Raw genomic sequence first — 24,791 nt, 5'->3', positions numbered from 1 at the left:
TCCTCAGAACAGGCGCTCGGTGTTGTCGGCGCCGTTGCGCCATTTCGAGTCACGGGGGAGCAGGGTGAGGGTCAGCCGTTGATCGGCCCCGGGGCCCGGGACGTGCTGGACGGCGACGGCTGCCGCCCGGCGGATGTTGCGGTAGACCCGGGCATCGCGCTCCAACGCCGTGCAGGTGCGGGCGAACGCCCAGATGGCCGTCGCCTGATTCGCCGCGTCCTGCTCGCTGACGCCCTCCACCGTCATCTCCAGCACGAGCGGGGTGGGAACCGGCAGGCCGTCCCCAAACTCCTCCCACTCCTCGGCCTCGACCGCGCGGGCGAGCGTGAGCTGGAGGGCCACCCCGTCCCCGCTGGTGACGATGCAATCGGCCGGGAGGGTGAGGCGCGTCGTGTTGTTCGGCGGCCCGACGAGCACGTAACGTCCGGCGCTCACCCGCTGCCTCCGCGCACCGCGAACTTGATCGCCCTGGCCGTGTCGCTCTGCCCGTCACTGCCCAGGCGGATGCGGACGGTCCGAGGATTGGTGGGCGAGTGTTCGTACTCCCAGAGGTCAGCGGGGCCCGTCACGTCGCCATCCGGGGAGTCCCGGACGATGGCGGTGGGGCGCGGCTGGGTGAGGCCGGAGAGGGTGACCTCGGCAGGGGATGCGAACGGCTCCTGGAGGAAGGACGAGGCGACCCTCACCGCCGCCGCCTCGTCCACGAACAGGAAACGCACCCCATACACGCGCAACTCGATCCCCGAGACACCTGAGACGGCCATCAACGCGCCCACCAGCAGCCGCGCCCGCCAGGTGCCGGTGGTATTCGCGTCGGGGGGCAGAATCACCCGGAGGGTCCGCCGGTCCTGAGTCGTCGCCAGAGACATGGAGGCGAGCGCAGAGCCGCCCACCGTGAGCAGCACACCGTAGGCGTCGGCGGGCATGTTCTGTGCGGGGGACAGGGTGTAATCCACCTCGACGCCCACCGGGCGTCCCAGCGGGCTCTCCAGCTCGATCCCCTTCTGAGTCGTGGTCAACGGCACGGCGCTGTACGTGGTGTCGTTGCCGTCCATCGCGGCCCCGCCGTCCAGGTTCAGGGCGTCGGGCAGCCAACGCTCCGGCGCCCTGGGGACGACGAGCGCCACACCCTCCGGCGGCTCGAAGCCGGCCTCCGCCCGGTACAGGCCGTGCTGCGGGCCCTCGGCAACGCCGACGACCGTGGCGGGCACGCCGGAACCGGTGTAGAGGATGGATTCCCCCTCCCAGCCTGCGGGCGCGGTCGCCACTCGCACCAGGGCCCGCGTGACCGTCTCACGGCCTTGCACCCGCAGCCGCCGCCAACCGCGCCCGGAGTAGGCGACCTCGAACGCGACCGGGGCAGGGCGCCCGAAGAAGATTCGGCCCTCGGCGTCCACATCCCAGTCCACGCCCGCTGACTTCGCCAGACCGTCCAGCGCCGCCTCCAGGGTGCTCGTGGGTGAGTAGTAGGTGCCCAGGGTGGGCCCGGCATCTGTCCCCGTCCCGTCCCCGATCAGCCGGGCGTCGTAGATCAGGCTCGGGGGGCAGAGCCGGGAGAGGAGGTCTCGCACGATGGCGAACACGCCCCGATCCCGGTAGGCGCGGCCGTCGAGGAGCACCCGCCGCAACGCCTCGCGCCCGCCGAGCACCTGCACCGCCTCCGGGTCCGCGCTGTCCGCACTGGGCGGATCGGGCACGATGCCCCAGAAGTGGCTCGTCCCGTCGATTTTCAGCCTTACGACGCCGCGCGGCGCGAGCTTCGCCCGGTCGTTGCGCCCGGTGAGGTCGAGCTGGATGCAGCCGCCGTTGCCCCGCCGCTGCCATTTGAACCCCCCGTCGATGCCGCTGGGGGTGACCGAGGTGATGGTGTTCAGCACCTGACTCCTGTTGGCGTTCCAGACCTTCAGCTCGAATCCCACGTTTCACCCCCTCCCTTCACAGCCCGCCCGTGGCGAGGTCGTACGCGAGGCTGCTCCTCGCCGCTTCCGTCTGCACCGAGACCCGCAGGCCCCGGCGATTGATCTCGCGCCACTCCGCCACGCCTTCCCGGAATTCCCGGGCAGCGGCAGCGAGGATGGCGAACCCCTCCGGGGTGGCGGCGACCGTCACCTGCGAGGAGGGGATGTTGACGTTGCTGTTCGTCTCTGCCGCCGCCCGCTGGGCGATGGGGGCGGAGGAGCTGCCGCTCGCCGCCGTGGTGGTGACCCCCTGCACCCGGCTGGAGAGGCGCGACTCCAGGCCCGACGCGATGCCCGCGACGGCCGCCGCCGCGAGCGCGATGGCTGCCGCCCGGGCGAGCGCCACCGGGTTGAACGTGGCGAGGCTGGTGATCAGGTTGAGAATCTGGGTGGCGATGATCTGCGCCTGGATGGCGAGGATGCTCGTGGCTACGGACCTGATGATCCCCAGCGTCATGCTGGCGAACGCCCCCAGCACGCCCTTCGCGGTGACCTGCGCCCCGGAGGCGAGGTCGCTGAACACGCCCTGAACGACCCCCGCGACGCCCATCGCCGTGTCCTTGAACAGGTCGAGAGCCTGGATGCCGGTGTCGATGCCCCCGATCCGCACCGTGAGGTTGAGCGCCTGGGCGTTCTCCTCAGCAGCGCGTCCGGTCTCGCGGATAGCAGAGGCGACTTCGAGGAGGCGGTCCCGGTGCTCGATATCCTTCGCTGCCTGCTCCTCCAGCGCACGGGCGCGGGCCTCGTAGGCAGGCAGGGTCTCCCCCGTCAGGGTGGTGTGTAGTTCGCCCGCCGCCTCGGCGATTAGACGAAGAGAGTCGGCGCCCACTTGTGCCCGCCGCTCCTCCTCGGTCAGGATCGCGGTGAATTCGGCCACGTCGCGGCGAGCGATGGCCGCAGACTTCGCTGCCGCGAGCTGACCAGCATCCAGCCCCTTGAGCCGGGTAGCGGTCTCCTCCAGCCACTTCGAGTCCCCCACCTTGCGCTGGAGGTCGTCCCACGCCTTGCTCAGCTCCGCAGGGACGCGAGGATCGGAGGCCGTGCCCGGCTGGACGGCTGGGCGCTGCCCCCGCGCCTCGACCGGGCCGCCCTCGGTGTCCGGGGTGAACGGGTTGAGCCGCCCCTGCGGAACACCCCGCGCGGGGCTGGCCGTGTTGAGGTCGCCCTGCACGAGCTGATCGCGCACCTCGCGCTGCCTCTCCATGATGTCGAGGAGTTGCTGAGCCGCGACGGCGGCCCGCCCGCTGCCCTGCGCGAGGCTCTCCAGCCACGTGGTGAAGCCACTCTGGGCGGGATCGCGCCCTTGAGCGTTCAGCTCGGCGAGGATGCCGCTGAGGTAGTCGAACGTGATTGCGGCGTCGTCGGCGGCCTCCTGCTGGACCCGGTAGGCGTCGGCGATGCGACGGGCGCCGCCCTGGAAGTTCTGGAAGGTCTGCCGGTCGATTTCCTGCTGCTGGGCGGCCACCTCCCGGCGGTGCTTGAGGGCGTCGTCGTAAACGCGCTCGACGGTCGCTGCCACCGCCGGGGCGAACCGCTTCACGTCCGCCAGGGCCCCCTCCACGTCGGAGCGGACCTTCTCGACGCTGAAGCCGGTGAAGGCCACAAGCGAACGAATGAGCCCCTCATCGCCTGCCCCGTAGGTCTGCCGGTGGGCGCTGTCTGCCGCCCCCTGGGTGTCGGTGTAACGGGCGTTTGCGGACCTGATCTGCTCGTCCACGAGGTCCGAAACCGCGCCCGCCGCCTCCTCCGCCCGGCGCCGCTGCTCGGCGAGCACGTCGTTGTAACGCTGCTGATTGCCCGCCGCCTCGTACGCGGCCAGCCCGGAGGCGAGCTGAGCGTCGGTGGCCCCGCGCATGGCGACCTTCCAGGCTTCGTACTCGCGGGTATCGGCGATGGCGTCGCGCCCCTGCTGAACGGCCTCCCGCTCGCGGCGGGCTGCATCTGCCGCCCGGTCGCTCGCTGCCGTAGCTGCCTCGGTGCGGCGCTGCTGCTCGCTCTTGATGGCGTTGTACTTCTCGACCTCGCCCGCCGCCCTGGCCGTCGCCAGGTTGCTGGCGAGCTGCGCATCGGTATAGGAGCGCAGCCCCCGGACGTACGCCTCCATCTGCTCGCCCCGGACGATCTGCGCCCGGTTGTTGCTCAGCTCCTCGCGTTCGCGCCGGGCCGCCTCGGTCGCCCGCTCGGTGGCGGCGGTCGCCACGTCCTGACGGCGTGCCAGCTCGCCCTTGATCGCGTTGTACCGCTCGGAGTCCCCGGCGGCGCGGGCCTGGGCTTGGGCGTGCTGGAGCTGCGCGGCGGTGGCGGTGCGAAGGCCCGCCACCCACCGCTCCATCGAGATGTCCTTTTCGAGAGCGGCGCGGTTCTTCGCCAGCGTGTCCGCCATCTCCTTGGCGCTGGCCTGGGCCTCGGTGCTCTTGCCCTTCAGGCTGCCCAGCTCCTTGGTGACGAGCGAGAGCGCCTTCAGCCATTCGGTGTAGGCGGGGGTGCCCTCCTTCACCGTGGAGAGCTGCGAGCGCAGTTGCGTGGCGGCAGACTCCAGCGTCTTCGTGTAGGTCGAGAGGTCCACCTTCCCGACCACCCGCTCCGCCTGGAGGTCCCTGAAGGCGTCGAGAAACGCCTTCGCGGTGCCCTCCGCCGCCTTGCGGACGTTCGGGCGCCCGCTCTCGATCCCGGTCACGAAGCCCTGCGAGGTGAACTCGCCCAGCTCGTGCATCACGCGGCTGGGGCTCTGGATGCGCAGGATGCCCTTGATCCCGTTGATGACGGTCGAGCCGAGCCCCTGCACCGCGCGCAGCACCAGGCCGCCCGCTGCCCTGATCCCGTTGACGTAGCCCAGGATCATGTCGATGGCGACCTGCTTCAAGTCGATGTTGCGCAGGAAGTTCACGGCCCCCTGGATCGCGTTGCTGACGATCTCCTTGACCTGCCCCCAGATCGCCAGGGCCCTGGCCTTTACCTCGTCCCAGTTGCGGTAGAGGTAGACCCCGGCCGCGACGAGGGCGGTGATCGCGGCCACGGCGAGCCCCACGGGTCCGGTGATGAATGCGATGGCGACGCGGAGCGCCACGCTCGCGGCCGTGGCCGCCGTGGTGGCGACGGTCCACGCGGTCGTGATCGCGGTCGCCGCGATGGTGGCCGCCCGGTGGATGGCGAGGGCCCCCGCGACGGTGCCGATGCCCGCCGCGAGGGGGATGAGCACCTCCTGGTTACGCTTCAGGAACCCCGTGAACCGCTCGACCCCGGCGGACACCTGGACATAGGCGTTGTTCAGGGTGTTGTACGCCGTGACGGCGCTGGAGGCGAAGGTTTTTACCCCATCGACGCCACTCTTGATCCACCCGGGCAGCTTGTCGCCCAGCCACGACGCGGCCTTCTGGAGGTACGGCATCGCCTCGTTGGCGAGCTTGAGCACCTCCTGACCGGCGGGGAGGAGGGCGACTTGGACTTTCCGCCCCAGCCCGCCGAAAAAGTCGCCGAGCGTGTTGTACCGGGCGTTCAGCTTGTCGGTGGACCCGGCGAGGTCCGCCATGCTGCGGCCGGTGAGGGAGAGCGCCGCCGCCCCCTTCTGCCCCAGGTCCTCGTACTGGGTGCCGATCAGCGCGACGCCCGCCTGCATCCGTAGGTTCTCGTCCTTGACCCCGGCGAGCTTTTGCTGCACGAGGGTGAACGCCTCGGCGGCGGTGACCTGACCTGACGCCATCTTCTTGGCGAGGTCCTCGCTGTTGATCCCGATGCTCTCCAGGGCGTTCGCCACGCCCTCGGAGCCGTCCTGAACCCTGACCCGGAATTCCTTGAAGGCATCGGCGGCCCGGTCGGTGCCGAGGGAGCCGCCCTGAAGGCCGTTCTCCAGCAGAGAGAAAAACTGCGCGGCGGACGCCCCGCCGTTGGCGAACTGGGTGCTGTACTCGTTGATGGTGTCGAGGAAATCCCCCGAGCGGTCGAGCCCCTTCTGGAACCCGGCGGCGAGGAAATCCGTGGCCTGCTGCGAGGTCAGGCCGAACTGTTCCATCAGGGTTTTCGTGGCGTCGATGCTCTCGGGCACCTCGACGCCGAACGAATCCTTGAGGGCCAGCGCCCCCTCGGTTACCCGTTGCAGCTCGTCGTCGGCGAGGTTGCCGAGCTGCTGGCGCACGGTTCCCACGGCCTCGCTCGCCTCAGTCAGCGAGCCGCCGAAGTTGTTCCCGAACACCTGCACGGCCACGTCGCCCAGGCGCTGCGCCTCGGCGGCCGTGGTGCCCAGCCTGGCCTCCAGGGCGGCGGTCGCCTTGACCTGCTCACCCGCGAGGTTGACGGCGCTCGTCGCAGCCGCCGCGAGTCCCCCCGCCAGGGCGAGAGCGGCGGAGGTGGCGACGCCCAGGCCGAGGGAGATGGCCGAGCCGAGCTTGCTTCCCACCCGCCTGCCGGTGTCCTCGGCACCGCCCTCCAGCTTCGCCATGCGGGCTTCGTACTTCTCCATCCGCGCGTCGATGTCGATCCAAACGACATCCGCCTGTCCGCCGAGCCCGCCTCCGCTGGTCATTCGTCACCCCCTCCCGCTGCGTCCCTGATGTCGTCGAGCGGGGCGATCAGCAGCGCCCAGGAGGGCACCCGCTTCCCCTTCATCGCGGCCAGGAACTCCCGCGCCGCGTCCTCGCCGATGCCACCGGGCAGGTCGTACCCGGCGACGTACCGCTGCCAGCCGCGCAGGCGCTGGCGCTCCTCGTCCGTCAGCTCGCCGCCACGCGGCTTGAGCAGGTCGGCGATGCCCTCTTCCCCGAACTTGCTGAATGCGTACCGGAGCAGCGCCTGGTCCCGCAGGAAGCGCACCTCCCCCAGGTGGGCGAGGTACATCTGCCGCTGGGTCGGGGTGAGCGTCTCGGGCTGCCCCGCGCCGGGGAAGAAGGCCGCCATCAGGGCGTACTCGCGCCCTAAATCGCCTCGATCACCTCGTCCATCAGCCGATCCGCCAGCTTTGCCATTAGGAGGTCCATCTTTTTTTTGTCGGGCAGTCGTCCGGTGAGCAGCACCGTGAGCGCCTGGGCGAGCACCGGCTCGGGCCGGATCAGCTCCCGCACCTCGGCACGGCTGAGGCCGTCACGGCTGCACGCCAGCAGCCAGTCGGTGGCGAGGTCGAGCGATTCCTCGTCGCTCCTGCACCCCTGGAGCTGCTGCGCCATGCGGGCACGTTCCTCGTCGGACCGCTCGGGCACCTCGAAGCGCAGGACCCGGCCTCCGGCCTTGAAATGCAGGGGCACGGTGTTCGTGCCGGTCGCCTCGGAGAGGTCGATGACGATGGGCTTCTTCACGGGGCGACCTCCAGCACGGCGTCGAAAGTCAGTCCGTGCCGCCGGGCCCCGAGCAACTTCTTGGGGAGGCGGACACGGACGCGTTCTTTTGTTGTGGGACAGCGAAAAACGAGGGTGCGCCGGGTCTGCCCGCGCATCACGAACAGCAGCTCACAGCGCAGGGCGCGGCCCTCCTCTTCGAGAGCCGCGCCGTACGCGCAGGCCACCGGCTGCCCCTCGCGGCGACTGGTGGCGATGAGTTCCACGGGGCCTAGACCGCCAGGGCGGTGTCGGGGAAGTGCCTGCCGTAGCCGGTCAGGCCCGATGTGAACGTGACCGGGCCGTCCGCCGGGATGGGCTTGCCGGTGGAGGTCACCAGGGCGCAGCCACCCTCGTTCTTGTCGTCCGTCGCCATGCGCCGCTCGGTCCAGACGTACCGGCCCCGCGCCGCATACAGCGCCTCCATCGCCTCCCGCTCGGTCTCGGTGGGCTGGACATTCCCGGTCAGGGTGACCGTCCAACTGCCCTGCCCGGGGCGGGGCCGCGCCCAGCTTGTGACGCCAGCACTTCCGGCCGGGGGCGTGCCGTACATGATGGGCGTGTCGCGGGCCACGGTCGCCACCGCGACGGGCATATCGCTCGTCGTCAGCTCGGGCAGCGTAAGGGCCGCCGAATCGAAATTTGCGGGGCGGACCTCGGTGGGGCCGGGGAGCACCAGGAAGCGGTAAACCGACGTGTCGCCGTAGACGGTGCCTAGAGTCATCTCAACCTCGGCGGTAGTCCGCCAGCTCGCCTACGCCGTCAGGGGCGGGGCGGCTCTGAATGAACGTGAAGCGCTGCGCCCCCAGAGCGGCGCGGGCCTGAGCCGTGAGGTCGAGGGCGCGCTCGACGCCCGCCGCATAGCAGGTGACCTGGATGCGGTTCGTGGTGGCGCTACCCCCCTGCATCTGGAGGCCAGTGGACGCCACACGGTCGAGCACGATTACCTCGTCGCCGCCGGGGTCCTCGTTCACCCCCCGCAGCAGTACGGGCGGGGCGTTTGGAATGGCCTGAAGGGCGGCGAGGGCGTCGGCGAGGGCGTCGAGGAGGTCAGCCACGGCGCACCTTCTCCGCCGCCGGGCGCATGAATGGGCGGGGCGCGATCCGCCGCGTCCCGAACTCCAGCCAGAACGCATACTCGACGTTCGTGCCAACCCTCCACCGCCCCGGCGCAATCTTGAGGGCGACGATGGACTGACGCAGGCGGCCGGTGTCCACGGCGGGCGGGTCGCCAGGGGCGCTGGCCGTGTGCGGAACCCCTCGCCGTTGCCCGACCTTGGCCGTGGTGCCATCCCCCTTGAGGAACTCGCGTTCGAACTCGTACGTCCGCCCCTTGCCCTCCTGCGAAAGCTGCTCGACCACCTCGTTACGGAGTCGCTGGGCCTCCTGCGCCACGGCCTGCTCGGCGATGGCGATGGCGGCAGCGCGGGTGTTTTTCAGGTCCACTCACACCCCCTCGACGACGACAAGCGTGAAGCTCCGCCACGTCGTCACCGTTACACACCGCCAGTCCCGCCCCCGGAACCGAACGCGGTCCCCGGGCTCCCGGGTCACCCCAGCGGGGAGGCGCACCCGGCAGCGAATCACCTCCGCCTTGAGGCCCAGTCGCACCGCCTCCTCGGCAGTGAGGGGGGTGATCCCGGCGAGGTGCGTTTCACCCGCCACATAGGTGACGGCCTGCTCGCCCAGCCGCCCGGCTGAGCCCTTGACCGCCGTGAGGAGCGTGACCTCCTCCGGCTCCTGCCGCCGCAGCTTGGGCCGCAGCACGTCACCAGCCCCCCCACTCGATCCGCGAGTCGAATGCCTCGTCGGTGGCCGTCGCCTCCGGAGGGAGACGCTGGGCCGTCCACTCGGTGTCCAGCTCGCGCAGGCGCTCGGCGAGGTTGGAGGGGTTGACGTACTGCTCGGCGGTGTCGCCCTCGGTTCGAGAAGTCACCTGTCCGGGCCGGAGGAGGTACATCAGCACTGTTTTGTAGGGGCGATAAAAAACCTGGGGAGCATCATTTACGGAACGGATTACAGCATCGTCCGCAAGTTGCTCTGCCCAGGCTTCTGGAGTCCAGTCCGAGTGATCCCCGGCGTGCCTAAGCGCAAGGGCTAGGCACGCCCCCATGTCGGTGGGGTCTGTCATTGCTCTCCTACATGTTCACCACCTGAAACCGCTCCGGCATGAACTCCCAAGGCATCTTCGTACTCTTTGCCAGATTGCAGGGTTCACACGCGATCACGATGTTTTCCGGGTGATTTGTCCCCCCTCGTGACAAGGGGATGAAGTGGTCAATGTGCCAGCGCGTCCGCTTGTCAATCTTGCAATCGCAGTACGCGCACCGTCCCCGCTGCTTGGCGAACGCCGCACGCACGTCCTCGCCCGTGAAGGCTCCGGGGGCACTCGCTCTTTTGGCGCGAATACGAGAGGAAACAGCCCGGTACTTGCCTGGGTTCTGGGTGTACCGCACCCGGCGCCGTTGGTTCACGTTTTCACGCTCCACCTCCATGTACAGCCGATGCCTCTCGCGGGCTCTGACCACTAACTCAGGGTTCTCTGCTCTACGAATCTTCTTGCGAGAGTTGATGTGGTCACGGGTCGCAGGGTCTAACCGCTGTGCCCTCGCCTTGGCGTTGCGCAACCCCTTGTGCTTGTGGTGATGCTTTCGGTTCAAGGCCCGCACCAGTTCGGCCTTTTCGGGGACCGCCCTGTAGCGCCGCATGTACTCCGCTCGTGCCTCCCTACCCTCGACCGTCTGACGGTGGGCCACCTTACGCAAGCGGTCCTTCTCCCTCTGCTCGGGGGACAACTCACGCCCCCGCCTGCTGGCGCTATGGCACACCCGGCATTGCGTTTGAAGGCCGTCCTTCATCCGCTTGTTTTTGGCGAACGCCTCCAAGGGCAGATCGCGGGAGCACTTGCCGCAGAACTTAACGGGGATCACGCCAGCTCCCCCAGTTTCACGAGGCCATCCCGCAGCCCCAGGCGGTACGCCGCCTCCACCATCGCCCGTGCATGGCCCCAGACGGTCAGATCGTCCTCGCTCATGCCCAGCCCCATCGGGGAGGCGTCCATCACCTGTGTTACCCGCAGGAGGATGATGCCCTCAAACGGGGTGGCCTCAAACTCAGGCTCCAACTGGGTTGCGGTGTGCCTGATGTCGGGGAAACTCTGGGGGTCCAAGTCGCGTATACTCATTACAAGCTCCTTTGGGAGAGTTCCGAATAGCCCCGCTGGTCCCGCCAAGAATCAGGCGGGGCTTTTCGGTTATGGTCAGTGTAAAGCGTATAGCTTTACGTGTCAAGCATATTGCTTTACACTAAGGGAGGGGTGAATGCCGATCAGACATGAACTTGCGAATGTCCTCTCAGAGCTTCTTGAGGCTCAGAACCGCCCGCTCGCTCAGGTTGCAAACGAACTGGGCTATAGCCGCCAGCGTCTGCATCAATTACGCACCGGGCAGAAGTCAGCAGCCCCAGAGAAGATTGAGGAGGCGATTAACAAGCTGGGCTACGAAGTGCGGGTGAGCGCCGTACCTACGGCGGATCAGTAGCTGTGCGGTAGGGGCGGTAGTGCAGGACCGGCGGGTCGTCCCGCATCAGTCCGTCGTCGGCGAGCTGCGCGGCCCACTGCTCGGGCGTCCAGTCGGAGGCGTCCCCGATCTGGCGCTGGGCGAGGACGAGGCAGGCCGCCGCGTCGGTGGGGGAGGTGGGGCCGGTCACGACTCAGGCGGGGCCTGCACGCGCTCAGCCCGAGCCGCCTTGACCTTCTCCGCCAGCGTCTCGGGCCGCCAGTTGGGCAGGTGCCGGATGCCAAGCTGATCGAGTTCCGCCCGCAGGTGCTTCGCCCGGTCTTCGAGGAGGGCATTCAGCGCGTTCTCGTCATTCTCGGCGGTCCACTCCAGACCCAGGGCCGTCACCCGCTCACGCAGGGCGACGAGCTTGGAACTGGGCGAGTCGTCCGACCGCTCGCCGGGGCCGTCCACCGCCTCCAGGTCACGGTTCTTAAGTGCCTCGCGGTAGGCGTAGCCCTCCGCCTCGAAGACCTGACCGCTGCGGCGGTGGCGGAACCAGCCGTTGGTCGCTTGCTCATCGGCCATGACAGCCTCCTTGTGCCTTGCAAAAGGCGAGCGGCGGGCTTCCTCCGGAGGAAGCCCGCCGCCTCAGCCGGTGGTTTACTTGCTGAGCTGGCCCTTGTTGAAGGTGCCGACCGCGAATGCCCGGGGTTGGGTCATCTTCGCGCCATAGACGTGCAGGCCGCGCACAAGCGTACCGAAGGACGACTGGGCCCGCAGGGTTTCCGTCTTGACGATGGCGTCCGCGAACGTGATCTCCGGGACGCCCGCGAGCACCTTGAACTTGGCCCCGCCGACGCTGGGGACGTTGTTGCTCTGGTAGACCGTCACGCCGTCCACGTTGCCCGCCATGCCGTTCTGGGTGATGTTGTCGCCCAGGCTGCTCGCCCGGTCGCCGAACTGCGTCTTGAGCGCCCGCACGAACCAGGGAGGCAGCACGATGCGCCGGTCCGGGTTCGGCACGTTCGCCTCGTCCAGCTTCTGGGTGAGGTCGAGGAAGGCGTCGTAGGGCCTCGTCTCGCCCGCCGCGAAGCCGATGGTGACCGGGGCCGCGTCGGTGCCCACGGCGTTCGTCGCGTCCACCGCGCTATGGAACGAGGCCACGTGGCGGTCGCGCACGTCGCTCATGCCCTGCGCGGCCCGCTTGCTGCCCTCGTCCACCAGCATCAGGATCGAGCGCCGGGCGTCCACGTCGTCCACGATGAAGTTGAAGCTTTTGCGCTGGTCGATGACCAGGTCGAGGGCCGTGTCGTTCAGGTTCTCCGGGGCTGCCAGCGTCCCGGTGTAATCGCTCACGGTCACATCGCTGACCTGGAGGATGCGGACCGTGCTGCCCGCGTCCGTGATCTCGCCCTGGTAGTTGCGGTTGGTGAACGCGGCGCCGTAGACGAACGTCTTGTCGAGGTGCGCGAGGATGCGCGCACTCCAAATGGTGGGGTCAGAGACGGTGATCGTCATGTTACTGGGCTCCCTTCAGCTCGGCGTCGAAGGCGGCATTGATCGCTCCCGGGTCCTTGCTGGCGACGGCCGCGTCGAGGCTGGTGGTCGCCGGGGTCTGGGGCCCGCCGCCACCGCTCGGGGCCGTCGCCGTGGTGACGCCCTCCGGCGCGAGGAACGCGTAGCGCCCGATGATCTTCTCGATGTCGGGGTTCCCGTCCTTGTCTTTGAGGTCGTCGGTCATCAGTCGCAGGGTCGCCTCCGGGTCCCGGACCTTGCCCGCCAGGGCAGCGAGCTGGCCGCTGCGGGTCGCCTCACCCGTCAGGCGTTCGTTCTCGCCCTTCAGGGTGGCGTTCTCGCCCTCCAGTGCGGTCAGGCGGTCCTGCAGCTCCTTCTGCTTCGTCTCGTCCACTTGTCCCTCCAGGTCCTGCACACGCTGTTGCAGGGTGGCGTTCTCGGCACGGCTGGTCTCCAGCAGGCCGTTGAGCCGCGCGATCTCCCGGGCGGCCGTGTCGTCGGCAGCCGGGGCGGGCGCGGGCCCGGTCTCCACCGACGCGTCGGTGGGCTTAGGGTCGGGGTTGGGTGCCGTCATGGGAACCTCCAGGCGTGAAGTCACTCAGAGGCCCGGGAAGGCCCCTCGAAGTGCGGGAAGGCTGTGCGATACCGGGCGGCACCCCGCTGCCTTGAATTAAGGGAAATCTGAGGCAGGAAACGGGTCTGCCAAACGAGGCACCCCCGCCCATTGGAGGCGGGGGTGCCTCGTCGGGGTTCACGCACCTAGTTCGGGATGCTGGCAGCCTAGCGTGCGGGCCCGGGGTGCGGCGGGTAGATGTAGCGGCTAGTACAGCCCCTCCAGGGCCCCGGCACTGCGGATCACGAGGGTGTCGCCGAGCTTCCGAACGAAGTGCCCGGCGAGCGGCCCGCCCGTGACCCGCTCGTAGCCGGGGCGGCTGGAGGGGGTGCGCCTGGGGGCCACCTGCGCGAGAGTGAACGTGGGGCTGCCGATCTCGATGATGTACCGGGTGCGGCTGGCCCGCTGCACGCTCACGCGGTCGGTGCTGAGAGACGCCACCTTCCCCCGGCAGGAGACACCGTAACTCATCGACGTGCAGGTCAACCCGGCTCCCTGGGGGTCGGCAACCACCCTCTTCAGGGTGTCGGCCACCCCGGGCGCGGCGGCCACACACGACGACACGGCCAGCAGACCGACGATCAGCAGCTTTTTCATGCCCGCTCAGGCTACGGGGGCAGCCGTGATCTCCCCGTGATCACGCTTCCGTCTGCCCCGGCGGCAGCGCGAGCGCCACGCACCGGCAGTTGAATGGCTCCCCCGGGTGCCCGTCGCTCGGCGGCCGGTCCCAGGCGAAGACCTTCCCGTTGCGGGCCTTGTGCTCCGGCCTGACCCGGCTATCGGAAGCGGTGCGCCAGACGTAGTGGGTGCAGCCCGCCTCCTTCTGGCTCTCGCGCATGGCGAACCCGGCCGCGTTGCCCACCTCGTTCCGGGCGATGAGCGTGGCCCGCGAGCGGCTGACCGACGTGCGCTCGCGGATGCGGCGGGCGATCTGGTCGAGGCCCTGCCCACGCTCCAGTCCGTCGCGGATTGCGGCCTGCACCTCCCGCCGCAACCGGGGCGGCTCCCCTCCCCAGAACTCCAGCATCCGCGCCTCGGCGTGCTCCATGTACCGAAGCTGCAAGGTGGCCGGGACCGTGAAGGCGTCGGTCACGACCTGAGACGCGGCGAACATCTCCGCCGTGCCGGTGATCCCGCTCTGCACCGCCGAGCGCACGGCCGCCGCCAGGTTGTCGGGCGCCTCCCCCAGAATCTCGGCCCCGATGTCCCACGCCTCCATCAGCCGGTCCATGTACCGCACCCGGGCGAGCGGGCTGTCCTCCTCGGTGGCCGCGCGCAGCAGGGCGATGAGGCTGGCGAGGTCGAGCTGCCCGTACAGCCGCGTGACGGCCCGCAACGCCTCCGCCTCCAGCCGGTTGCCGCGCCGCTCCAGCTCCCGCAGGATGCGCTCGACCACCGCGCTCACGCGCCCTCAACCCGGGGCGGGGCCAGTGCCTCCTCCTCCGCCAGCGCCGCGTTGATGTGGGCCTGGGTGACCTGCGAGACACCGAGCGACTGGAGCCCGGAGAGCCACGCACTCCGGGGCAACCCTGCCTTGTACTCCTCCAGCAGCATCTTGCGTTCGTTCATCACATCGCGGGTGAAGCGGGGCTCCAGGGTGACCCGGTAGCCGGGACGCAGCTCCGCCGGGCGCAGGACCGCCCCGAGCGCGTGGGCTTCGGTGAGGGCGCCCCCGACGCTGCCTGCCACGCTCTCGGTGAACTCGGTGTACGCCTCGCGCTTTTCCTGAAGGGCGTCCCCGCTGAGGTCGCCCCCGGTGTCCGGCATGTTGAGCGCGTCCCGCACGTCTGCCCGTGCCGCCGCCTCCTGATCCCGGTACTCGGACAGGACCACCGGGTCGAGACGCTCGTAACTGCCGCCCCCGTCGAGGAGGCGCACCACGTTCACGCCCACCTTCTTCAGTTCCAGCACGAGCGGGTGCCGGGGGTTCTCCTTCGCCAGCTGGAAGAGCTGGTCGGACTTCACCAGCCGCTCCTCGAAGCCGCCGCGCGTGGCGATGAAGGCGAGGAGGACCGCGAACTTCACGAAGCGCCGGAAGGCGGGCACGGCGGTCTGCGCGATGCCTTCAGGCTGCCGATCCGCATCCCGGCCCACGATGCGGAAGGCGATGGGGAGCCGATCCTTCGCGGGCTGCTGGAACACTTCGGGCGTCTTCGCCGCGTACTTCTGCCACTCCTCCAGGTCGCCAAACACCTCCAGCAGCCCCGGCGAGTAGCGCCGGACCTCGTACTTGATCTTGTCGCCCTTGCGGGCCGACGTGATCTGGAGGACGCCGAGCACCTCGCTCGCGTCGCCGGGCTCGTAGATGGGCCAGAGAAACCCGGTGAGCGTCGTCAGCCGGAGGCGGCCGTCCGGGGTGACGGCGGGCAGGAAGGCGAACTTGCCGCTCACCAGGGCGTCGGTCGTGGCGTCCTGCACCAGATCGCGCCCGCGTGAGTCGAGGAATGCGCCGGGGGAGACTCGCGCGTCCGGCTCGCTGCCCTCGCCCTCCCACTCCCAGTTCAGCTCGCCACGGGTCAGGGCCCGCACATAACGGCTGATGCCCTGCTGGAGGTAGTTCGGAACGTCCTTGTTCGCCTTCAGCAGGTTGATGTCCACGCCGGGGAAGAGCTGGGCCACCATCGCCTCGATGCCCTTCCCGCCGATGGCCTGCCGGGCGTCGGACTCGGCCTGCCAGGTCGTGGCGATGTCCGCCATCTGGTCCTGCACGAGGGCTGTCAGTACCGCTGTGTCCATTCAGCCCTCCTAGAGCGTGATGATCCCGCCGCTCGTCTTCGTGACGGCAGCGTGCATGGCGAGGGCCCCAGCCCAGAACTCGTCGGCGTGGCCGTCCGCCTCCGACTCGGCGTCGTAGCGCGGGTTGTTGGACGACGTGGTGATCTTGCGGACCTTGTGCAGCGCCCGCCGGAGCCCTTCCTCCTCCGGGATGCGGATGATGCGGTCCTCGAAGGCGCGGCGCAGGGTCGTGGCAAGGTCGTTCTTGACCGTCCCCGTGAACGTCACCGGCTCGACCTTGGGGCCGTGCCGCTCCTGCGCCTGCTCGGCAAGCTGCATTCCCAGACCCGTCGCGTCGATGCAGGCCCGGGTGACGTGGGGCAGCACGGCGTCCAGGCGCCCGCTTTGCACGGCGAACCGCGCCCCCTTCATCCGCTCCAGCAGCCGGGTCCAGTACACGTCTCCCACCCGCTCCAGCAGCCACAGGACCGTGAGGTCACGGCGGCGGCCGATGTCCACGCCCAGGTAGCGCCCTGAGTCGCGCAGCAGCGCCGCCAGGTCGTAGTCGAGGGTGGCGAGGCGGTGCTCGACGGAGGCGATCAGCTCGTAGGACAGGAACGCAGTTGCCTCGTCCAGGAACTGAAGCTCGTACTCCTGCGCCCACGCCTCGTCGTCCTGGAGGCCCGCTTTCAGCTCCTCCGGGTCCACCGGGAGGCCCTGCGCCACGGCCTCATAGATGTCCACGTGGTGCTTGCTCCAGACGGACTTGCCGGTGCCCTTGCCGTGCCACAGCTCCGCGAACTTGTTGTTCAGGCCGTTCGGCGTGCTGATCACGCGCAGCTTGTAATCGGGCCTGCGCGTGATGATCGGGTAGAGCGCCTGCCAGATGGCCCGGCTGTCCTTGTGGAACGCGAACTCGTCCAGCAGAACGTTGCCGCTGTAGCCACGCGCCGTGTCGGGGTTGGCGGGCAGGAAGATGTGCCGGGAGCCGTTCGGGAGGACCTGCTGAAGCTGAGTGTATCGGGTGCCGTCCTCCCCCAGGAAGTAATCCTCCAGGCTCTCGGCGGCCTGCCGGTACGCGGTGAGGTGGGTCTTCACCGTGTTTGCCAGCTCCAGGCTCTGCCGCTCGCCGCGCGAGAGGTAAATCCAGGTCGTCTTGCGTTCCAGGCCGTCGTCCACCGCCTCCAGGGATGTGGCAAAGGATTTCCCCGACTGGCGCGACATCATGCCGATCTTGAAGCGGCTCTTGTCCTGCACCCACTTCCGCTGGTAGGGCAGCAGGATGCCCCCCGGCGCCGTCAAGGTGCCTCCGGCTCGGGCTCGGCGTCCACCAGGCCGTAGAGGTCGCGCCGGATGGCCCGGAGCACGTCGGGGGCCATCCCCGATTGCGCGGCGAGCGCCGTCACCTTCTTGTCGGCCTCGGCGATCTTGTCCCTGGTCAGGGCCAGCTCCGCCTTCCTCACCTTCAGCAATACCTCGATGCTGCGCACCGTGGCGTTCAGGACCTTGGGGTTCATCTCCAGGTCCACGCCATCGAGCGCCCGCATCGCCTTGCTCACGAGCATGTTGAGGAACGCCGTCTCCATGCCGAGCACCTGCCCGGTCGCCTGCGCGATGGCCTCGACCTGGCGCTGCGCCTCGACGGCACCCAGCACGTCGGGCATCAGATGGTCACTCTTGTGGCGGCTCAACCCCGCCTTGCTGATCTGAAGGCCGTGCGCGGCGGCCCAGTCCACGATCTCCTCGTAGCTGTACCGCTCCCCGCTCTCCTCGTCCACTTCCTTACCCATCAGGCGCAGATCGACGCCCTGACGGATGGAGGAGCTGCACACCTTGCACTTAGGGCGCATGAGGGCGTTGATGTCGTAGTCCATTCGGCCCTCCTGCTCAGGGACTGCCCGGTGTGGCCGGTGCCGCCTGGTGTGCCCGGCTCTGGTCGATTTCGTGGAGCACTGCCCGGTTCAGATTGAGAGCCACCAGGGTGGAGATGCTGATTACCAGTGAGACCGCGACGAGGACGGCCAGGACGCCGACCATCGGCCCGACCCATCGACGGAGGTAGCCCAACTCCAGCTCCAGCCGCTGCAACCCCGTCAGGGTGGTGAGCTGGAGAGCGTCCACCTGATCCGCCACGTCCCGCAGCGCCGCGTCTCGCTGTCGCTCGTCCATGATTACCTTCGAGGCGGGAGTGCGACGCCGGGCTCCACCTGCGCCGCCCGGCGGTTCTCGTAGAGGTCGATGCCCTTCTGAGTCAGGGTCAGGGTGTCGTAGGTGCGGCGGTCATCCATCCCCCACTCGACCTCGACGTACCCGGCACCCTCCAGCCAGTCCACCGCGCGGGTCAGGTCCTCCCGGGGCGGCATCGCCGCACGCTGGGTCAGGGTCATTTCGAGCACGGTGCGGCCCATCGTGCGGTTGCGGGCCGGGTCAGTCAGGCCCTCATGCCAGGCCATGTACAGCGTGCTCAACACGACCCCACGGGTCATGCGGCGGTAGGCATCGGCGGACGTTCCGGATAGGGTCATAGTGCCTCCAGGCGGCGCCCCTACTCGGCAGTAGGGGCAGATTCGGGGTTGTTGGTTGGTCGAGGAGGGAGTCGCCTGAGTGTCCCCATGCGCGAGAGGTTGTGCCACAGCGCCCGGAAGGCGTCGGCCTCGCTGTCCCACATCTCGGGCGGCACGCTGACCCAGCGGCGGGAGCCGTCCTGATCAGCGCGTTCGACGAGCAGGTCCGGCCGGACGAGGTAGGCGAGGACCTGCTCGCGCTGGGCGGGGGTGAGGGCGGCGCGAGCGGCCCGCAGGCTGCGGTTGTCCAGCTCGTACACGCCGAGGATGTCGAGCAGGCTGATGGGGTCGGGGGTCTCGACCTGCACCTTGCCGACGAGCTTCACCTGGGCGTTGACCCACCTCGCCTCTCGCATCCGCTGGGCGAGCATCACGGGCCAGTCGCGGTGGGGTGCCCGTCTGGGCGGGGGCACAGCAGGAGGGGGAGGCTCGTGCGCCTCCCCCTCGTTCAGCTTGCCCTGTCCACGCCGTCGCCCCACGGCAGCATCGGTAAGTCGTTTCCAGGGGCGTTTGGTCTCAGCCCCAGAGCGTCCATCGCCCTCTTCAGTTCCGTCAGCTCGTACACCTTCGGCTCGCCCTGGTCCTCCGGGTAATACTCGACGGAGGTCCGGCGGTGCAGATACCGCTCGCAGTTGGGATTCAGGCAAACGCGCCACCTCCGGTAGATCAACTCATCCTCGCCGTCCAGGCCCGCCTCACCGCGCAAGACGATGGTGCTGTCCTCCTGGCAGGTGTCGCAGGGCAGACCGGCCATTAGGCGTCGCCGTCACTGCGGGATGCTCGCAGGCTAGCGGGCGGGAGGTCCTCCGGGCGGGTAGATGTACCGGGAAGCGGCGGGGTTGTGGGAGTTGCGGCAACCCTACTACGCCCCACATCGAGCACAACCCCCAGCATGACCAGGGTGACGAGCCGCACCCGCTCCTCCCCGACGAGGTAGGCGACCTGGGAGGGTGTGGCGTCAGGCCACAGCACCATGCTCTCGCGCACACGGTCGATCAGGGGGCGAGAGGGGTCGCGGAGGGGAGCGAGCATCTGCGTGAGCGCGCGGCCCAGGCCAGCGACCCCCTCCACGATGCGGCGCACGGCCTCCGCCATCCTCTGCGCCGCTTGCACGAGCGCCTCGAAGGCCGCGACAGTCCGATCACCGCGCCAGGCCCGCCTCATTCGCCGCGACGCCCCCTTCCGGCGGGAGGCGTAGTAGCGTTGACCCGCGCGGACGGCGTTGTGGGCAACACGGTGGTTGGAGGCGTCCATCACCAGCTCACCGTGTAGTAGCCATCGCTCCCATAGGGTTCGCGTGGGTCGTGACCCACATGCGTGTGCCGAATCGAGTAGCCAGCGGCCTTCAAGTGCGCCTCGACCCCAGGCTCTAACGAGTCGTATAGGTTGACGGACGCGGCCCCACGGGCGGTCGCTGCCCTGATCTCCTCGGCGAGCTTCGCAAGCTGCGCCTGCGCCTTTGCGGTTGCGCCCTGCTCAAGCTGCACACGCATGTCGGCGGCACGTGGCAGGCCGCTCATGCCCCCACCCCCCGCACGATCTCCCGCGCCTCCTCCAGCGCCGCCGCGACGTGCGGGCCGGAGCCGATCACCCAGCCCGCCTCGGACAACTCGGCCAGCCCGGAGCGGCTCAGGCTGTCCAGGATGCCCTCGACGGCGGTGTACCGCAGGCCGGTGTTCGCGCTCAGGCGGCTGACTGTCTGCCCTTGGTGATAGAGCGCCAGCAGGAGCAGGGCTCGCCTGCGGCCGGTGCGGGCGCTCACTCCGGGTCCTCCCCGCCTAATTCCCAGGCGGTGGGCTTCTCGCCCTCCAGGCGCACGAACAGCGTCTCGTCGGCGTGGTTCTCCTCTAGCGATACCCGGGCAGGCTCCCCCGTCACCTCGTCGTCACCGCTGAAGAGCGTAACCAGCACCGGCAGCTCACGCCCGCGCCGCTCGGCGACACGCTGAAGCGCGTCAAGGAGATCGCCGAGCGTTGGTGTAGTCATGTGGGTCGTGTCGTACTCGTCGTCGTAGATCATGACAGCCCCCCGAACGCCCCGCTCGCCCGCACCCGCTCCACCAGCGCCGCCATCCGCCCCTGCGCGTTCCCGTCCAGGGGCGCCCCAGGCAGGAGCACGAGCCGGTTCAGCCCGCCCTCCAGGTGCGGCGTCATGGCGATGGTGACGCGCTGATCGTGCAACTCGCCGCCGAGGAACGCCTTCATCCGCAAGAACCGCTCCAGCACCCGCACCTGGGAGCGACGGGCGGTGAGCATCACCACCTCGGCGTGCTCGTCCTGCCACAGCAGCAGGGTCAGCTCCTCGGAGCAGGGCGGGACCTCGCCCTGGGGCCCGAACTCCTTCAGGCCGCAGTCCACGCACGGGCCGTACACGCTCCCGTTCACGCACTCGGGCCGGGGGTCGGGGTTCTGGAGGCTGGGGTAGAGCGTGCGGTCCTCGCGGTAGCCCAGGACGACGGCCTCGATCCGGCTGTGCTGCTCGCCGGTCAGGGTGTTCACGAAGGTCCCGGTTTCGTAGTTCAGGGCCAGCGTGGGGAGGGTGGGACGGGGTTCGGTGTGGGTCATTCGGGGTTTCTCCTGAGCGGCTTGGAGGTCACGTGCCACCGCTTGCAGACCTCACAGCGGTAGGCACGGATGGGATGGGGGCGGTCGGAGTCGTGCCACCTGTGGAGCACCCGGGCGAGGTAGCCGAGTGCGTCGGCCTCCCTCCACCACGACTGCTTGCCCGAGCGCGGGCAACGGGGCGGGGGGCGTCCAGGCATCAGGCCACCTCCAGGGCGCCTTCTGCCAGGAACGCCCGCAGGTCCGCCGCGCAGTCCGGGCAATACGTGTCGTCGTCCTGGTCGTGCTCGGCGCAGCCCAGGCAGACCGCCCGGCGGCAGCAGCGGCAAGTGCGGGGGCTGGGGGTGGGCTCGTGGCAGGAGACGCAGGTGTCGGGGGCGTCGAAGTCGTCGAACATCAGCGGTATCCCTTCGCTTCGGCCACGAGCGCGCGCTCGCAGTGGGGGCAGGGGTAGGTGAACGGCACGGGGGTCAGCGTCAGCTCGCCGGGCGAGCCGAGCGGCACGCCGCAGAGAACCTTGCCGCCCCGGACGTAATGGGACAGACCGTACTGCCACAGGAAACTCCAGCCCTCCCGGACGGGGGGATCAGCGGCGGTCATCGTCCGCCACCTCCTCCCCGACGACGTGCGCGGCCACGGCACAGCCTCCGGCCTGCCAGGCCCACTGGATGCTGAGGGGGAGGTCGGGCCACAGGGGCATCTCGCCCCCGCTGTGGGTCCGCCCCCCGGTGCTCTCCCGGTAGGCGCTGTAGGCGATCTCGCCCAGGGTGCGGTCACTGTCCATCAGACGCCCCCTCGAACGTGGGCAGGCTCGCCCACAGGTCGATGCGCCGGGCGCGGGCCAGCGTGACGAGGCAGTCCAGCACCTCGTCCTCGCTCAGCCCCAGCTCGGGGTGCAGGTCGGCGAGACCGAAGGGCGTCAGCTCGCGCGTGGGGGAGAGCAGGGCGAACACGCGCTCCTCGGCGGGGGGTGCAGGGGGGGGGCGCGTCAGGAAGCCGGAAGAGGCCGTCATCGCCGATCACGGCGCAGCCGGTGCCCACCAGCCGGAGCATCGCCCCTCTCGCCTGGGCTGGGGCGCAGGCCAGGGCCACGCTCATCTGGGTCGAGGTCCACGCGCGGCCCGGCTCTCCGCGCAGGGCAGCGAGGGCCTGTTCGGTGCGGTTCATGGGGTCACCTCGTCGGGCACGAGCGCGAGCAGCTCCACCCAGGTCTCCTCGCTCAGGTCGTCCAGTTGGCTCGTGCGGGTCTCGACGTTCGCGCCGGGGCGCTGCCGCTTGTAGAGCCGGGCGTAGAGCGGCGTGAGGACGTTGTTGACCGCGAACTGGTCATCCGTCGCCTTCAGCCCCGCCTGGAAGCGCATGACGTGGCAGATCATGTCGGCGCTCACCCGGCGGTCGGATTTGGTCACCCTGTACCAGTCGGCGAGGCGGCGGAACTCGACGAACATTTCCGCGTGGTGCGCCAGGTGCCAGCGGTAGTAGGCGAGCGGGTGGTCCTGGAAGCTCGGCGCGGTGACGGTCGGGGCGAGGTCAGGCATGGGCCTCCTCCTCGGTGGGCGCGGCTGGGATGCGCGGCTCGATGACCTGGGTGGGCGCGGGCTGGGGCGGAGCGGAGCCCTGGAGCGTCATGCGGCCCCACCGCTGGCCGCCGTCGCGGCTCCACTGATGGCGGCGGTCCCAGTTGCCCGTGCCCACGATCCGCAGGTCGGTGATGTCGTTGGCGGTGAGCCACGCCGCGACGGGGGCGAGGGTGCGGCGGCCGTCCTCCTCCCGGACGAGGGGCGAGAGGATCAGGTGGACGGAGGAGAAGTTGACGCAGGAGAACTCGACGCCCCGCAGCGTGAAGGTGCCGAGGGAGTCGCAGGTGCGGTACTTGCGCATGAAGGCGACGGCGATGGCGCCGATGTCGCACCCCACGGCCTCGTAGTTGGGGATGGCGTCGAGCAGCTCCTGGGCGGTGGCCTGGGCGTAGAGCATCTCCTCGGCCATCAGCGCACCCGCTTCTTCGCCGCCCACCGCTCGCCCGCCTTCTCCACGACCTGCCCGCAGCGGTTACAGGTCAGGGTGTGCGGGTCGGTGCTGTAGCGGCTCATGCGGGGGCCGTCGAGGGGGATCAGGGTGCCGCACAGCGTCCGGCGGCTGCCCGGGTGGCGCAGGTGGACGGTGCCGCTGGGGACGATGACGTACTCGGCGGGGTGGGGCAGGAGGTAGCGGTCGCCCAGGGCGCGGGCATTGTCACGGGCGGACCGTTCAGGGCGCAGGGAGTCGGGGAGGGTCATGCCAGCGCCTCCGCCCGCGTGATGCGGGTGAGATGGGCAGTGGTGCACTCGTAGGCGCGGCCCTCGCCCGGGCAGAACACCAGGAAGTCGGGGGCGTATGCCTCGGCGTAGTCGTCCACGATCACGCCCAGTTCCTCGTTCAGCTCGTCAACGTCCGTGGTGCTCCGCTGCTCGCACTCGCCGGTCACGTACACCCAGTCCCCGACCTGGAGGTTGCCGTACTCCCGCTCCAGTTCCTCGCGGGACCAGCCGCAGCGGGAGTGGCGAACGCGGTCGAACGCCTGAGCCCACTCCACCGTGTAGGCCCGCTCACCCGTGCCCAGCACCTCGACACACGTGACCACGCCGAGGGCGCCGGTGCTCCGGCAGGTCACCGTGTCGCCCAGGTCCAGCGTGTGCCGCATCACGCCACCCCCGGAATCCGCACCCGCGACCGCACGAGCTGCCGCTCGCGGGCCTGCTGAATCTCCTCCGCGTCGATGCGCTCCGCGACGGCCCTGGCACAACCGAGGTCGATGAACAGCTCGGCCGTGTCGGGTCCGCCCTCCTCCCGTGCGCAGTCGAACAGCTCGCCGGACGTGTACCCGTACCGGTGGGTGTGGTCCACCACGCTCACGCAGCGGGCGGAGGCGTCGCAGGGCGCCCAGGCGACGCGAGCGGGGAGCGAGGCGGCCACCGCATAGAGCAACAGGCAGCCGATGGCGAGGGCGAGCAGCGTCAGGATCATGGGCGGACCTCCTTGGGGGTGGGGAAGGCGGGCGTGACGAGCAGCTCGGCGACGACCCGGGTGGGGTCGAGGCCGGAGACGATGGGGGCGTTGTCGGGATCGGCAGCCCAGGGACCACCCACCGGGTAGGCGACCCAGATGCCGTCCACGGGGTCGCGGAAGAGGGTGATCTCGACGGCGGTGTTCTCGTCCACGGATTCGATGGCAGCCTGGACGGTGAGCGAGAGCCGCAACTGGATGGGGCTGAAGCGGCGCACCTTCTCCCGCCAGCGGGAGAGGCGTTTCTGGAAGTCGGCGAGCCTCATGCCAGCAGCCCCATGCCGAGGGCCTTCGCCAAGTCCTTGTCCTGCACGAGTTCCTCCAGGCGCCCGACGATGTAGAGCCCCGCCTGCACGCGCAGGCCCTCGCGGGTGCGGCGCAGGAGGTCGCGCTGGGCCTCGGTGGAGCGGATCATGCCGTTCAGGGCTTCCAGGCGCTCCACGAGAGCGGAGTGCTTGGGGTCGTCTTCGAGGGCGATGGTGAGAGCAGCGGCGCGGTCCTCGGCGTTGCTGTACTCGCCCTCCTTGCTGATGCGGACGCGGTGCCTCGCCTTGCTCGCGTCGATCTCGCGGGTCTTCTTGGCCTTGTCGTTCTTCAGGCCGTTGAGGGTGCGGTCGAGGGCGTTGATCTGAGCGGGGAGGTCGAGGAGTTGCTCGACGGCTTCTTTACTCGGCTTCACGGGGCACCTCCGGGGTGGGGGAGAGGGCGAGGAGGTCAGTGAGGGCGGCGTGGAGGGTGCGGAGGTCGGTGAGGTTGCCGGGGCCGTAGACGGCGCGGTTGTGGGGCCCGACCGGCGAGAGGCGGTTCAGCTCGCCGCGCTCGGCCATCAGCCGCAGGAGGTTGACGAGGCGACCCGGCCCGGCGGCGGGGAACTGGCGCTCCAGGTCGCGGGGCGTGACCGTGCCGAAGGCCAGGGCCCGGCGCAGGGCCCAGGTGCCGATCTCGGAGGAGAGGAGCCCGGCGGCCCGCTCGACGGGGGTGCGGCCGGTGCGGAGCATGTAGGGGGGGCGCATCAGT

Annotated in this window: 45 protein-coding genes; 1 reads left to right on the top strand and 44 read right to left on the bottom strand. The window is 69.6% G+C overall.

The genetic code is table 11. The features are described 5' to 3' along the window. Nucleotides 1-3: 3 nt before the first annotated feature. From DAETH_RS14585 to DAETH_RS14525, 13 genes are all read right to left on the bottom strand, one after another. The gene (locus tag DAETH_RS14585; protein WP_264775607.1) at nucleotides 4-435 is read right to left on the bottom strand and encodes a hypothetical protein; all 432 of its coding nucleotides are present in this window, start codon (nucleotides 433-435) and stop codon (nucleotides 4-6) included. Next, the gene (locus DAETH_RS14580; protein ID WP_264775606.1) at nucleotides 432-1,919 is read right to left on the bottom strand and encodes a hypothetical protein; all 1,488 of its coding nucleotides are present in this window, start codon (nucleotides 1,917-1,919) and stop codon (nucleotides 432-434) included. The genes DAETH_RS14585 and DAETH_RS14580 overlap by 4 nt, the downstream gene beginning before the upstream one ends. Nucleotides 1,920-1,935: 16 nt before the next feature. Continuing rightward, on the bottom strand, nucleotides 1,936-6,477 hold the full coding sequence (locus DAETH_RS14575; RefSeq protein WP_264775605.1) for a phage tail tape measure protein: 4,542 nt from the start codon (nucleotides 6,475-6,477) through the stop codon (nucleotides 1,936-1,938). Beyond that, on the bottom strand, nucleotides 6,474-6,848 hold the full coding sequence (locus tag DAETH_RS14570; RefSeq protein WP_264775604.1) for a hypothetical protein: 375 nt from the start codon (nucleotides 6,846-6,848) through the stop codon (nucleotides 6,474-6,476). The genes DAETH_RS14575 and DAETH_RS14570 overlap by 4 nt, the downstream gene beginning before the upstream one ends. 17 nt (nucleotides 6,849-6,865) lie before the next feature. Then, complete coding sequence (locus tag DAETH_RS14565) at nucleotides 6,866-7,243, bottom strand: hypothetical protein (RefSeq protein WP_264775603.1); 378 nt, start codon at nucleotides 7,241-7,243, stop codon at nucleotides 6,866-6,868. After that, nucleotides 7,240-7,488 carry a hypothetical protein gene (locus DAETH_RS14560; protein WP_264775602.1) on the bottom strand — a complete coding sequence of 83 codons (249 nt, stop codon included), beginning with the start codon at nucleotides 7,486-7,488 and terminating at the stop codon, nucleotides 7,240-7,242. The genes DAETH_RS14565 and DAETH_RS14560 overlap by 4 nt, the downstream gene beginning before the upstream one ends. Before the next feature lie 5 nt (nucleotides 7,489-7,493). After that, on the bottom strand, nucleotides 7,494-7,985 hold the full coding sequence (locus tag DAETH_RS14555; protein ID WP_264775601.1) for a hypothetical protein: 492 nt from the start codon (nucleotides 7,983-7,985) through the stop codon (nucleotides 7,494-7,496). Nucleotide 7,986: 1 nt separating this feature from the next. Next, nucleotides 7,987-8,319 (bottom strand): hypothetical protein, encoded by a 333-nt coding sequence (locus DAETH_RS14550; RefSeq protein WP_264775600.1) that lies wholly within the window; start codon nucleotides 8,317-8,319, stop codon nucleotides 7,987-7,989. Beyond that, a complete protein-coding gene (locus DAETH_RS14545; RefSeq protein WP_264775599.1) occupies nucleotides 8,312-8,707 on the bottom strand; it encodes a phage virion morphogenesis protein in 396 nt (131 codons plus the stop codon). Before DAETH_RS14545 ends, DAETH_RS14550 begins: the two co-directional genes overlap by 8 nt. Continuing rightward, entirely contained in the window at nucleotides 8,708-9,028 is a 321-nt protein-coding gene (locus DAETH_RS14540) for a head-tail adaptor protein (protein ID WP_264775598.1), read from the bottom strand. It lies immediately after the preceding gene. 1 nt (nucleotide 9,029) lies between these two features. After that, nucleotides 9,030-9,221, bottom strand: coding sequence for a hypothetical protein (locus DAETH_RS14535; protein ID WP_264775597.1), 192 nt, complete (start codon nucleotides 9,219-9,221; stop codon nucleotides 9,030-9,032). 178 nt (nucleotides 9,222-9,399) lie between these two features. Then, on the bottom strand, nucleotides 9,400-10,191 hold the full coding sequence (locus tag DAETH_RS14530) for an HNH endonuclease (protein WP_264775596.1): 792 nt from the start codon (nucleotides 10,189-10,191) through the stop codon (nucleotides 9,400-9,402). Next, nucleotides 10,188-10,445, bottom strand: a complete 258-nt coding sequence (locus tag DAETH_RS14525) for a hypothetical protein (protein WP_264775595.1) — start codon at nucleotides 10,443-10,445, stop codon at nucleotides 10,188-10,190. Before DAETH_RS14525 ends, DAETH_RS14530 begins: the two co-directional genes overlap by 4 nt. Nucleotides 10,446-10,581: 136 nt before the next feature. Here DAETH_RS14525 and DAETH_RS14520 point away from each other — a divergent pair, with 136 nt between their 5' ends. Further along, nucleotides 10,582-10,800: a hypothetical protein gene (locus tag DAETH_RS14520; RefSeq protein WP_264775594.1), complete on the top strand. Its 219-nt coding sequence runs from the start codon at nucleotides 10,582-10,584 to the stop codon at nucleotides 10,798-10,800. On the opposite strand, the gene DAETH_RS14515 is transcribed toward DAETH_RS14520, so the two are convergent. The 31 genes from DAETH_RS14515 to DAETH_RS14365 all read right to left on the bottom strand — a co-directional run bounded on the left by DAETH_RS14515 (nucleotide 10,784) and on the right by DAETH_RS14365 (nucleotide 24,787). Next, complete coding sequence (locus DAETH_RS14515; RefSeq protein ID WP_264775593.1) at nucleotides 10,784-10,969, bottom strand: hypothetical protein; 186 nt, start codon at nucleotides 10,967-10,969, stop codon at nucleotides 10,784-10,786. The two genes, DAETH_RS14520 and DAETH_RS14515, sit on opposite strands and share 17 nt — an antisense overlap. Next, nucleotides 10,966-11,346 carry a hypothetical protein gene (locus DAETH_RS14510; RefSeq protein ID WP_264775592.1) on the bottom strand — a complete coding sequence of 127 codons (381 nt, stop codon included), beginning with the start codon at nucleotides 11,344-11,346 and terminating at the stop codon, nucleotides 10,966-10,968. Before DAETH_RS14510 ends, DAETH_RS14515 begins: the two co-directional genes overlap by 4 nt. 75 nt (nucleotides 11,347-11,421) lie before the next feature. Beyond that, nucleotides 11,422-12,279 (bottom strand): hypothetical protein, encoded by an 858-nt coding sequence (locus DAETH_RS14505; protein WP_264775591.1) that lies wholly within the window; start codon nucleotides 12,277-12,279, stop codon nucleotides 11,422-11,424. Nucleotide 12,280: 1 nt separating this feature from the next. Then, complete coding sequence (locus DAETH_RS14500) at nucleotides 12,281-12,850, bottom strand: hypothetical protein (RefSeq protein WP_264775590.1); 570 nt, start codon at nucleotides 12,848-12,850, stop codon at nucleotides 12,281-12,283. 246 nt (nucleotides 12,851-13,096) lie between these two features. Next, nucleotides 13,097-13,486 (bottom strand): hypothetical protein, encoded by a 390-nt coding sequence (locus DAETH_RS14495; protein WP_264775589.1) that lies wholly within the window; start codon nucleotides 13,484-13,486, stop codon nucleotides 13,097-13,099. Between the two features lie 40 nt (nucleotides 13,487-13,526). Further along, nucleotides 13,527-14,294, bottom strand: coding sequence for a phage minor head protein (locus tag DAETH_RS14490; protein ID WP_264775588.1), 768 nt, complete (start codon nucleotides 14,292-14,294; stop codon nucleotides 13,527-13,529). Then, entirely contained in the window at nucleotides 14,291-15,625 is a 1,335-nt protein-coding gene (locus DAETH_RS14485; protein WP_264775587.1) for a hypothetical protein, read from the bottom strand. The genes DAETH_RS14490 and DAETH_RS14485 overlap by 4 nt, the downstream gene beginning before the upstream one ends. 9 nt (nucleotides 15,626-15,634) lie before the next feature. Continuing rightward, nucleotides 15,635-16,906 carry a terminase large subunit domain-containing protein gene (locus DAETH_RS14480; RefSeq protein ID WP_264775586.1) on the bottom strand — a complete coding sequence of 424 codons (1,272 nt, stop codon included), beginning with the start codon at nucleotides 16,904-16,906 and terminating at the stop codon, nucleotides 15,635-15,637. Then, the gene (locus tag DAETH_RS14475; protein WP_264775585.1) at nucleotides 16,903-17,478 is read right to left on the bottom strand and encodes a DUF3486 family protein; all 576 of its coding nucleotides are present in this window, start codon (nucleotides 17,476-17,478) and stop codon (nucleotides 16,903-16,905) included. Before DAETH_RS14475 ends, DAETH_RS14480 begins: the two co-directional genes overlap by 4 nt. A gap of 13 nt (nucleotides 17,479-17,491) precedes the next feature. Further along, a complete protein-coding gene (locus DAETH_RS14470; RefSeq protein WP_264775584.1) occupies nucleotides 17,492-17,773 on the bottom strand; it encodes a hypothetical protein in 282 nt (93 codons plus the stop codon). Nucleotides 17,774-17,775: 2 nt separating this feature from the next. Further along, nucleotides 17,776-18,129: a helix-turn-helix domain-containing protein gene (locus DAETH_RS14465; RefSeq protein WP_264775583.1), complete on the bottom strand. Its 354-nt coding sequence runs from the start codon at nucleotides 18,127-18,129 to the stop codon at nucleotides 17,776-17,778. 20 nt (nucleotides 18,130-18,149) lie between these two features. Further along, nucleotides 18,150-18,581, bottom strand: coding sequence for a hypothetical protein (locus DAETH_RS14460; RefSeq protein ID WP_264775582.1), 432 nt, complete (start codon nucleotides 18,579-18,581; stop codon nucleotides 18,150-18,152). A 35-nt stretch (nucleotides 18,582-18,616) separates the two neighbouring features. After that, nucleotides 18,617-18,922: a hypothetical protein gene (locus DAETH_RS14455; RefSeq protein ID WP_264775581.1), complete on the bottom strand. Its 306-nt coding sequence runs from the start codon at nucleotides 18,920-18,922 to the stop codon at nucleotides 18,617-18,619. Continuing rightward, a complete protein-coding gene (locus DAETH_RS14450; protein ID WP_264775580.1) occupies nucleotides 18,922-19,422 on the bottom strand; it encodes a hypothetical protein in 501 nt (166 codons plus the stop codon). Before DAETH_RS14450 ends, DAETH_RS14455 begins: the two co-directional genes overlap by 1 nt. After that, on the bottom strand, nucleotides 19,422-19,688 hold the full coding sequence (locus tag DAETH_RS14445) for a hypothetical protein (protein ID WP_264775579.1): 267 nt from the start codon (nucleotides 19,686-19,688) through the stop codon (nucleotides 19,422-19,424). Before DAETH_RS14445 ends, DAETH_RS14450 begins: the two co-directional genes overlap by 1 nt. After that, on the bottom strand, nucleotides 19,685-19,930 hold the full coding sequence (locus DAETH_RS14440; protein WP_264775578.1) for a hypothetical protein: 246 nt from the start codon (nucleotides 19,928-19,930) through the stop codon (nucleotides 19,685-19,687). Before DAETH_RS14440 ends, DAETH_RS14445 begins: the two co-directional genes overlap by 4 nt. Next, nucleotides 19,927-20,187, bottom strand: a complete 261-nt coding sequence (locus DAETH_RS14435) for a hypothetical protein (RefSeq protein ID WP_264775577.1) — start codon at nucleotides 20,185-20,187, stop codon at nucleotides 19,927-19,929. The genes DAETH_RS14440 and DAETH_RS14435 overlap by 4 nt, the downstream gene beginning before the upstream one ends. Then, on the bottom strand, nucleotides 20,184-20,732 hold the full coding sequence (locus tag DAETH_RS14430) for a hypothetical protein (protein WP_264775576.1): 549 nt from the start codon (nucleotides 20,730-20,732) through the stop codon (nucleotides 20,184-20,186). Before DAETH_RS14430 ends, DAETH_RS14435 begins: the two co-directional genes overlap by 4 nt. After that, a complete protein-coding gene (locus DAETH_RS14425; protein ID WP_264775575.1) occupies nucleotides 20,729-20,929 on the bottom strand; it encodes a hypothetical protein in 201 nt (66 codons plus the stop codon). The genes DAETH_RS14430 and DAETH_RS14425 overlap by 4 nt, the downstream gene beginning before the upstream one ends. Then, nucleotides 20,929-21,126, bottom strand: coding sequence for a hypothetical protein (locus DAETH_RS14420; RefSeq protein WP_264775574.1), 198 nt, complete (start codon nucleotides 21,124-21,126; stop codon nucleotides 20,929-20,931). The genes DAETH_RS14425 and DAETH_RS14420 overlap by 1 nt, the downstream gene beginning before the upstream one ends. Then, nucleotides 21,126-21,329 carry a hypothetical protein gene (locus DAETH_RS14415; protein WP_264775573.1) on the bottom strand — a complete coding sequence of 68 codons (204 nt, stop codon included), beginning with the start codon at nucleotides 21,327-21,329 and terminating at the stop codon, nucleotides 21,126-21,128. The genes DAETH_RS14420 and DAETH_RS14415 overlap by 1 nt, the downstream gene beginning before the upstream one ends. Continuing rightward, nucleotides 21,316-21,513 (bottom strand): hypothetical protein, encoded by a 198-nt coding sequence (locus DAETH_RS14410; RefSeq protein ID WP_264775572.1) that lies wholly within the window; start codon nucleotides 21,511-21,513, stop codon nucleotides 21,316-21,318. Before DAETH_RS14410 ends, DAETH_RS14415 begins: the two co-directional genes overlap by 14 nt. Further along, on the bottom strand, nucleotides 21,503-21,742 hold the full coding sequence (locus DAETH_RS14405; protein ID WP_264775571.1) for a hypothetical protein: 240 nt from the start codon (nucleotides 21,740-21,742) through the stop codon (nucleotides 21,503-21,505). Before DAETH_RS14405 ends, DAETH_RS14410 begins: the two co-directional genes overlap by 11 nt. A 150-nt stretch (nucleotides 21,743-21,892) precedes the next feature. After that, nucleotides 21,893-22,267 (bottom strand): hypothetical protein, encoded by a 375-nt coding sequence (locus DAETH_RS14400; RefSeq protein ID WP_264775570.1) that lies wholly within the window; start codon nucleotides 22,265-22,267, stop codon nucleotides 21,893-21,895. After that, nucleotides 22,260-22,745: a hypothetical protein gene (locus DAETH_RS14395; RefSeq protein ID WP_264775569.1), complete on the bottom strand. Its 486-nt coding sequence runs from the start codon at nucleotides 22,743-22,745 to the stop codon at nucleotides 22,260-22,262. The genes DAETH_RS14400 and DAETH_RS14395 overlap by 8 nt, the downstream gene beginning before the upstream one ends. Further along, nucleotides 22,718-23,008, bottom strand: a complete 291-nt coding sequence (locus DAETH_RS14390; RefSeq protein WP_264775568.1) for a hypothetical protein — start codon at nucleotides 23,006-23,008, stop codon at nucleotides 22,718-22,720. The genes DAETH_RS14395 and DAETH_RS14390 overlap by 28 nt, the downstream gene beginning before the upstream one ends. Next, on the bottom strand, nucleotides 23,005-23,412 hold the full coding sequence (locus tag DAETH_RS14385) for a hypothetical protein (RefSeq protein ID WP_264775567.1): 408 nt from the start codon (nucleotides 23,410-23,412) through the stop codon (nucleotides 23,005-23,007). The genes DAETH_RS14390 and DAETH_RS14385 overlap by 4 nt, the downstream gene beginning before the upstream one ends. After that, nucleotides 23,412-23,735 (bottom strand): hypothetical protein, encoded by a 324-nt coding sequence (locus tag DAETH_RS14380; protein ID WP_264775566.1) that lies wholly within the window; start codon nucleotides 23,733-23,735, stop codon nucleotides 23,412-23,414. The genes DAETH_RS14385 and DAETH_RS14380 overlap by 1 nt, the downstream gene beginning before the upstream one ends. Further along, complete coding sequence (locus tag DAETH_RS14375; RefSeq protein ID WP_264775565.1) at nucleotides 23,732-24,040, bottom strand: hypothetical protein; 309 nt, start codon at nucleotides 24,038-24,040, stop codon at nucleotides 23,732-23,734. Before DAETH_RS14375 ends, DAETH_RS14380 begins: the two co-directional genes overlap by 4 nt. Continuing rightward, nucleotides 24,037-24,453 (bottom strand): hypothetical protein, encoded by a 417-nt coding sequence (locus DAETH_RS14370; RefSeq protein WP_264775564.1) that lies wholly within the window; start codon nucleotides 24,451-24,453, stop codon nucleotides 24,037-24,039. The genes DAETH_RS14375 and DAETH_RS14370 overlap by 4 nt, the downstream gene beginning before the upstream one ends. Then, the gene (locus DAETH_RS14365) at nucleotides 24,440-24,787 is read right to left on the bottom strand and encodes a hypothetical protein (RefSeq protein WP_264775563.1); all 348 of its coding nucleotides are present in this window, start codon (nucleotides 24,785-24,787) and stop codon (nucleotides 24,440-24,442) included. Before DAETH_RS14365 ends, DAETH_RS14370 begins: the two co-directional genes overlap by 14 nt. Nucleotides 24,788-24,791: the final 4 nt, after the last annotated feature.

It is taken from the genome of Deinococcus aetherius (assembly GCF_025997855.1).
Lineage (GTDB): Bacteria > Deinococcota > Deinococci > Deinococcales > Deinococcaceae > Deinococcus > Deinococcus aetherius.
This window is presented reverse-complemented; position numbering and strand designations above follow the sequence as displayed.